The organism is Flavobacterium bizetiae (genome assembly GCF_902804475.1).
Classification (GTDB): domain Bacteria; phylum Bacteroidota; class Bacteroidia; order Flavobacteriales; family Flavobacteriaceae; genus Flavobacterium; species Flavobacterium bizetiae.
Map to the genome: position 1 here is coordinate 1 of NZ_CADCSU010000207.1, position 7,026 is coordinate 7,026.

Genomic DNA, 7,026 nt, shown 5'->3' on the forward strand with positions numbered 1-7,026 from the left:
AGACTATATAAGGGTTTGTAAATTTCTGACAAAAATATTATTGTAAATTTTTTGCTACAATATATTTTTGTTATAAAATTGCGGAACAAACAACCATTTGTAATTTTTTATAACAAAAACCCAAATTATTATGAAAAAAGTTCTTATTTCCGCGGTGGCAGCCCTATTGCTGTTTTCTTGTCAAAATGATCAGGCAGAATCATCAGATGTAAATGCTAATGCTGATGCCAGCGCGCGCCGTACCTGTGCAACTCAGGAAGTTTTCGATGCTCAGCTAGAAGCTGATCCTACATTAGCGATCAGAATGAATGAAATCGAAGCTTTTACGAGCAAAAACCTACTTACAGGTCGTCTTGTAAATGGTAAAATTGAAATTCCTGTTGTAGTAAACGTTTTATACCGAACTGCTGCAGAAAACATTTCTGATGCCAGAATTCAATCGCAAATCGATGTTTTAAACAAAGATTTTAATGCTTTAAATTCAGATTACAACAGTGTTCCTGCTTTATTTTCTGGCGTAAAAGCGAATGTAGGTATTACATTTGTTTTAGATCAGATCATTAGAAAATCTACTACAAAAACTTCATGGGGAACAAATGATGCCGTGAAAAAAGTGGCGCAAGGTGGTTTAGCGCCAACTTCGCCAACAACAAAACTTAATTTATGGTCTTGCACAATTGGTGGCGGAATTTTAGGTTATGCTCAATTTCCAGGAGGTGCATCGGCTACTGACGGGGTTGTAATTGATTCTAAATATCTTGGATTGGCCGGGTCTGCCAGCGCTCCTTATAATTTAGGAAGAACTGCTACTCACGAAGTGGGGCACTGGATGAATTTACGCCATATTTGGGGAGATGCAAATTGCGGAAGCGATTTAGTAACTGATACTCCTACTCACAATACGGCTAATTATGGTGTGCCTGCTTACCCACACTATAGTACTTGTACCGGAACTCCAGTAGAGATGACAATGAACTACATGGATTATGTTGATGATAATGCAATGTATATGTTCTCGCAAGGGCAAAAAAACAGAATCTCTGCAATATTTGCTACAGGTGGTCCTAGAGCTGCTTTTGGAATCTAAAAAAAACAGGTTAAAATAGTGAAGCGAAAAGCGGGATGAAATCATCCCGCTTTTTTTTGTTTATCCCTTAATTTTAAAAGCTTTTTCCTATATTTATAATCTAAAATCGAAACATGATCACATCAAAAATTATATCTAACGGAATCTTAAGAGCTTTAGCTACTATATTAATTATAACTGTCGCTTTATATTTTCTGTACACGATACAAACTGTAATTGTTTATTTGTGTATTTCCTTACTATTGTGTTTACTTGCCAATCCGTTAATACAATTTTTAAAAAATAAATTAAAGTTTAGCAATTCACTGGCTGCCACGATAGCTTTAGTACTATTTATTTTAGCAATAGTTGGTTTTATCTTTTTATTTGTGCCCTTAATTATTTCTCAGGCAAATAATCTTTCTTTGCTGGATACGCAAAGTTTGCAGCGACAGTTTATGGAAACTGAACGTAGTATAGAAGCGTATTTTAATATTCAGCATGTTGATTTAAATAAGGTTTTAAAAGATTCTAAAATTACTTCGCTTATTGATTTTAGCTATTTTACCGTTTTTCTTAATTCAATATTAGGCTTTTTAGCCGATATGGGAATGGGATTGGTTTCTGTTTTCTTCATTACTTTTTTCTTTCTTAAAGATCAGGATTCATTTAAAGAAAGTGCGCGTAAAATTCTTCCGGATAATAATGAAGATAAAATCATCAACTCTATTACAAAAATCAACCACTTTTTAACACGTTATGTTATTGGATTATTATTACAATTAACGGTTGTATTTATTTTGTATTTGATTGTTTTAATGATTTTTGGAAATAAAAATGCTTTTGTAATTGCTTTTTTATGTGCTATTTTGAACATCATTCCTTATATAGGTCCTATAATAGGAACAACTCTGGCCGGAATTTTAACGATGATTAGTATGATTGGAAGTGATTTTCAGACCGAAATTTTGCCAAGAACAATCTATGTACTTATAGGATTTTTATTGGTTCAGGCGATCGATAATAATATTAGTCAGCCTATAATTTCATCAAAAAGTGTAAATTCGCACCCGCTGGAGATATTCCTGATTACTATAATTAGCGGAATTACTTTTGGAATTGTCGGGATGATTATTGCTATTCCGGTTTTTACAATGGTAAAGGTAATTTTGAAAGAATTTTTTCCTGATAACAAAATTGTATCTGTATTAACCGAAAGAATTTAGCATTGAACACTTCTATTTTAGACAAAAATATTCAAGAATTTATAACTCAAAATAGTGGTGCCTCAATTACAAAATTAGCGCTTCAGAAAAATCCGTTTCCTGATATTGACTGGATTTTGGTTTTAAATCAAATTGAAGCAAAATCTAAAGCAAAAGAAAAATTACCTACCTGGTTTAATACCAAAAATATCATTTACCCAAGTAAGGTTTCTGTTGAGCAAACCTCATCTGAAAAAACGGCTGCTTATAAAGCTTCGCTAATTTCGGGCGAAAGCTTAATTGATCTTACCGGCGGTTTTGGTGTGGATGATTATTATTTTTCTAAGAATTTTAAAAACATTGTGCATTGCGAGATCAACGAAGATTTATCGGCAATTGTAAAGCATAATTTTGAACAGCTTGAGGTAACAAATTGTACTTTTTATGCTAATGATTCTACAAATGTTTTAAACGATCTGAATCAAAAATGGGATTGGATTTATATTGATCCTTCCCGCAGAAACGATGCAAAAGGCAAAGTGTTTATGCTAAAAGATTGTTTGCCGAATGTGCCGGAATCTTTAGATTTTTATTTTGAAAAAAGTAATGCGATTTTAATAAAAACGGCGCCATTGCTGGATATTTCAGCAGGTTTATCTGAATTAAAATTCGTTAAAAATATTCATATTATTGCGCTTGAAAACGAAGTAAAAGAATTGCTTTTTGAAATTCACAATGAATATAAAGGCGAAATTACTTTAAAAACAGCTAATATTTTAAAGGATAAAATTGAGACTTTTGAATTTGCTTTGGGTGACGATAGCGTTTTTGCGAACTATCATTTACCTCAAAAATACGTTTACGAACCCAATTCGGCTATTATGAAATCAGGTGGATTTGATGAAGTAAGCAGTATTTTTGATATCTACAAACTGCATAAACACTCCCATTTATATACATCAGACCGATTAATCGATTTTCCGGGACGAACTTTTGAGATCGAAAAAGTGATTGGATATAGTAAAAATGAGATGAAAATCGAGCTGGCCAATCAGCAGGCCAATATCACCACACGAAATTTTCCGGACACGGTAGAAAACATTCGAAAAAAATGGAAAATAAAAAATGGTGGAAATTTGTATTGTTTTTTTACAACTGATAAAAATGATAACAAAATAGTTTTAATTTGCAGAAAAATAACTAAAAAATGAAACAACTAATTACCCTAACCTTTTTTTTATTAACGCTTACTGCATTCGCCCAAAAACCATGTGAATATAGCACAAATGTAAACGACTCTATTGGCAGCTATAAAGTAACGAATGATTACCTGATGAGCGAAAAATATTTTGGCGGAACATTTGATTATATTTTCTTTGCTTTAGCGCAAACAGATGGTTTACCTACATTGAACTTGCAATATATTCAGAAAAGCAAGGATTTTATAAAAGCAAATTGCTTTGATAAGAATTCAAAAATCTTTTTGCAATTAGAAAACGGAAAAATTGTAACGCTAATTCATATCGACAGAGAGAATTGCGGAACTCTTATTCGTGATGATAAAGGTTTTGACAATCGTTTAAACACGGGTATTTTCATGTTTATGAAAGATAATTATGAAGAACTAAAAAAATCTCCAATCTCTATAATGCGTATTAAATACTTAACGGTTACGGAAGATTATATCGTAAAGAGAGAATTAACATCAGAACTGAATGGTAAGGTATACAAACCGAATACCTATTTCATGGAAAATATGAGATGTGTTGAATAATTAATCGCATTTCCAGGTTTGGTTCGAAACTTTATCTTTTAGACCCGTTTTTAAATTATAATGCCACCATTCTGAATCAAAGGAATTAAAGCCATTTTTTATCATTACAGTTTTAAGATATTTTCTATTGGCCAGTACTGAAACCGGGAATTTTTTATAGTTATGACTGGCCTGAATTCCGAAAAAATCAAAATTGGTACCCATTTCGAGTTCTACTCCATCTGCATTTACCAACGAAATATCTACGGCTCCTCCTCTATTGTGGATGGAGCCTTTTTTTGGATCTGCAACGTACTCTGGATTGGATACAATTTCCCACATCTTTTTTTGTATGGATAAAGGTCTGTAGCAATCGTATATTTTTATTTTGCATCCATTCTTCATAAATTCTTTATTGGCAGCTACAAGAGCTTTAACGGTCTTATAACGCAATACACATTCGGCACAATCATAAACTTTTGCTTTTAGAAAATTATCTTCGGTCGCATATTTCATGTCGTAAATAAAATCTTTACTGTAATCTTTTAAGTTCACAAAAGTAGTATCGGCAATTTCATTATTATAAACTGTTGAATAGGCTTCATTTTGCGCTTTTGTAGTAGTGGCAAACAAAATAATACTGAAGAAGAATAAAAATCGAAATTGTGATGATGAGTATATTTTCATTGTAAAGATGTCTTGTATCATGTAAATATAAAGATAAAAAACATTGAGCAACAAAGTGGTTTCCTGCAATGTTTTACTAGTCTTTATATTTTAAACTATGATCTTTAATTATTTTCTGGCTTTTGAGTTTAACAGCTTTAGGTAATTGTTTCCAATTTTCATCGTACTCAATTCTATAAACGTCATCTTCATTTCCGGAAGGATAATAAGCGGTAGCTTTTGATTTTGTTAAGTTTTGACCTTTTGATTTTTCAGGAATTGTATAAATAATTTGTTTGAATGGCTTTGCATCAAGTCCATCGCTGTCTCCCATATACGACAAGTAAAATTCGGGTTTACCATCTTTATCCTCATCGCTAATAGTGCATTTTTGATAATCAAATTCAGGCCAATATATTACATTTCCAAAATCCTGAAACTTCGCTTTTTCTATAAATCCTCCGTGATCGTATAGTAAAACAAAGGCATATAAATTATGTTCGCTAAAAATTATAGTATCTTGGGGTTTGCCTTTCATATCACTATGTTTCCACGATTCTTCTTCATGAACCCATTTTTTTGTTTTAAAGTTATAAACTTCGCCCACAGCTCCATCTTTGTAATCGATCATACGGCTGAGTTTGTTTATTTTCTTTTTAAACACAAATTCAAAATCACCATATGAACTTTCGCAATGAATAATCATGGTTGTTTTTCCGTATAATTTACTCTCGTAATTAAAATCGGCATCAACTTCTTTACTATATTTTATCGAATCTTTTGGATAATAACGCTGTATTATCAAAGGCTTAGTTTGAGCCCTAATAGAATTTACAAAAACTAAAAGAAGTAGTATAAAAAGGGAATTTGGTTTTAAAGTCATTTTTTATAATTTACTACAAAAATAAGAATCATATTACGACATATCATTAACGGATTCTTATAAGGGATATTATTTAATTTTTGTTTTAAAGTTTCCTTACAATATTCCCTTCATTGTCTGTAAGGTTTGGCCGATGTAATTCATGCCATCTTTTGACAAAGAAATGAATATTTGTCATGTCTTTTTTGACCAAATCACTTAGTTTATTTACTTGTTTATCAAAACTACTTTGAGTTTTATATCTTCCTATTTTATACTCAGGTAAAAAAAGCATATAAAATAAAGGCGGACCTTTATAATCATCACTTCTTAATTGCATAGTAGTTGAATCATTAGGCGGAAGATGAAAATTTATTCCGTCACAATCTTTCAAGGCTAAAATTGAATTTAATTCTTGATGAAGTTCAAAAATATTCAAGTCTATTTTTATCCGTTTATCCTCTTTAAAAATAGTAGCATTAATAAAATGAAGCTGATTTTTATCTGTAATCTTGCATAATTCATACGAGTATCCGCGAATATTAGGATCGTATTGTCCAAACCAAGAAGTTTTGAATGGAGATTTTATATATCCATTTTTTTCGAGCTCAGGAATACCATAATCCCTGAAAATAATATTTCTTGTTGTCAGAAGTTCTTTGTCTGATATTTTAAAGTTATTTATCATATTTAATACACTTTCATTATCAGGTATCTGAATTCGTAAATCTATAAAAAAACCTCGCTATTTAAGAGGTTTTGATTTTCTATTTTTAAGATTTGATCTTTAGTTGTACATAATTGTAAAAACTCAAAGGCTATTTTTCTTTAATACTCCACTTTTCAAGTACATAAGTATTACAAATACTCTTTCTTACTTCAACTACAAAGTAATAGTTTTCGAATTTACCATTGTCTTAATACTCTCCATTATTGGCTTAAAACCATTTATAACATTAGTCTTTCCTTTAAACTTATAAAATATAGATCTGTTTTTAGAATAGGTAGACAAACCTGTTATTTCACAATTCTCGACACTTAAATTATTTTTCTTCGAATTGTAAATAGTGTAATAATTAAATGGAATTAAAAGTATTCCTGAAACAAAATAAGCAATAACCGCAATTTTAACTGTATTTATTCCTAATAATAAAAGTTTATCTCTTTTTTCGATCTTAGTATAATCTTCCCGTATTTTTCGAGATTGAAAAATTGCTGAGATAATTAAAACAATTGCAAAGACAGCTAATAAGAGCCAATAAGGATAATTTATAATACTATCTTTTGATTTTAAAAAGAAAAAGTAAATTACAAAAAAGCCTGCTAATTTAATCCAGTCTCCAGTTGTTAGTTTATTATTTTCTTTAGTCTTTTTAATGTTTAGATGCATTTGAAAATTTGTATTATGTAATCCAGAAAATATGATAGAATTAAAGTTATTTTAAATTTCAATTCTTAGTATATTCTCATGGTA

8 protein-coding genes are annotated in these 7,026 nt (G+C 30.7%); 4 read left to right on the forward strand and 4 right to left on the reverse strand.

Translation table 11 applies throughout. The annotated features are described in order from the left end of the window. Positions 1-130: 130 nt before the first annotated feature. The 4 genes from FLACOL7796_RS23790 (at position 131) to FLACOL7796_RS23805 (ending at position 4,045) form a co-directional block, all read left to right on the forward strand. Positions 131-1,087: a zinc metalloprotease gene (locus tag FLACOL7796_RS23790; protein ID WP_173973248.1), complete on the forward strand. Its 957-nt coding sequence runs from the start codon at positions 131-133 to the stop codon at positions 1,085-1,087. 113 nt (positions 1,088-1,200) lie between these two features. Further along, positions 1,201-2,292 (forward strand): AI-2E family transporter, encoded by a 1,092-nt coding sequence (locus tag FLACOL7796_RS23795; protein ID WP_173973249.1) that lies wholly within the window; start codon positions 1,201-1,203, stop codon positions 2,290-2,292. A gap of 2 nt (positions 2,293-2,294) precedes the next feature. Then, positions 2,295-3,482, forward strand: a complete 1,188-nt coding sequence (locus tag FLACOL7796_RS23800; protein ID WP_173973250.1) for a THUMP-like domain-containing protein — start codon at positions 2,295-2,297, stop codon at positions 3,480-3,482. Continuing rightward, complete coding sequence (locus FLACOL7796_RS23805; RefSeq protein ID WP_173973251.1) at positions 3,479-4,045, forward strand: hypothetical protein; 567 nt, start codon at positions 3,479-3,481, stop codon at positions 4,043-4,045. The genes FLACOL7796_RS23800 and FLACOL7796_RS23805 overlap by 4 nt, the downstream gene beginning before the upstream one ends. Here the strand turns inward: FLACOL7796_RS23805 and FLACOL7796_RS23810 are convergent, their stop codons facing one another. The 4 genes from FLACOL7796_RS23810 to FLACOL7796_RS23825 all read right to left on the reverse strand — a co-directional run bounded on the left by FLACOL7796_RS23810 (position 4,046) and on the right by FLACOL7796_RS23825 (position 6,942). After that, complete coding sequence (locus FLACOL7796_RS23810; RefSeq protein WP_173973252.1) at positions 4,046-4,711, reverse strand: M15 family metallopeptidase; 666 nt, start codon at positions 4,709-4,711, stop codon at positions 4,046-4,048. Between the two features lie 76 nt (positions 4,712-4,787). After that, a complete protein-coding gene (locus FLACOL7796_RS23815; RefSeq protein WP_173973253.1) occupies positions 4,788-5,573 on the reverse strand; it encodes a hypothetical protein in 786 nt (261 codons plus the stop codon). Between the two features lie 85 nt (positions 5,574-5,658). Continuing rightward, positions 5,659-6,240 carry a hypothetical protein gene (locus tag FLACOL7796_RS23820; protein ID WP_173973254.1) on the reverse strand — a complete coding sequence of 194 codons (582 nt, stop codon included), beginning with the start codon at positions 6,238-6,240 and terminating at the stop codon, positions 5,659-5,661. Positions 6,241-6,435: 195 nt separating this feature from the next. Next, positions 6,436-6,942 carry a hypothetical protein gene (locus FLACOL7796_RS23825; RefSeq protein ID WP_173973255.1) on the reverse strand — a complete coding sequence of 169 codons (507 nt, stop codon included), beginning with the start codon at positions 6,940-6,942 and terminating at the stop codon, positions 6,436-6,438. Positions 6,943-7,026: the final 84 nt, after the last annotated feature.

Excerpts from the sequence above, each read along its gene's own strand:
- FLACOL7796_RS23825 (WP_173973255.1), bottom strand. The coding sequence starts at position 6,942 with ATGCATCTAAACATTAAAAAGACTAAAGAAAATAATAAACTAACAACT.
- FLACOL7796_RS23805 (WP_173973251.1), top strand. The coding sequence starts at position 3,479 with ATGAAACAACTAATTACCCTAACCTTTTTTTTATTAACGCTTACTGCA.
- FLACOL7796_RS23790 (WP_173973248.1), top strand. The coding sequence starts at position 131 with ATGAAAAAAGTTCTTATTTCCGCGGTGGCAGCCCTATTGCTGTTTTCT.
- FLACOL7796_RS23795 (WP_173973249.1), top strand. The coding sequence starts at position 1,201 with ATGATCACATCAAAAATTATATCTAACGGAATCTTAAGAGCTTTAGCT.
- FLACOL7796_RS23815 (WP_173973253.1), bottom strand. The coding sequence starts at position 5,573 with ATGACTTTAAAACCAAATTCCCTTTTTATACTACTTCTTTTAGTTTTT.
- FLACOL7796_RS23810 (WP_173973252.1), bottom strand. The coding sequence starts at position 4,711 with ATGAAAATATACTCATCATCACAATTTCGATTTTTATTCTTCTTCAGT.
- FLACOL7796_RS23820 (WP_173973254.1), bottom strand. The coding sequence starts at position 6,240 with ATGATAAATAACTTTAAAATATCAGACAAAGAACTTCTGACAACAAGA.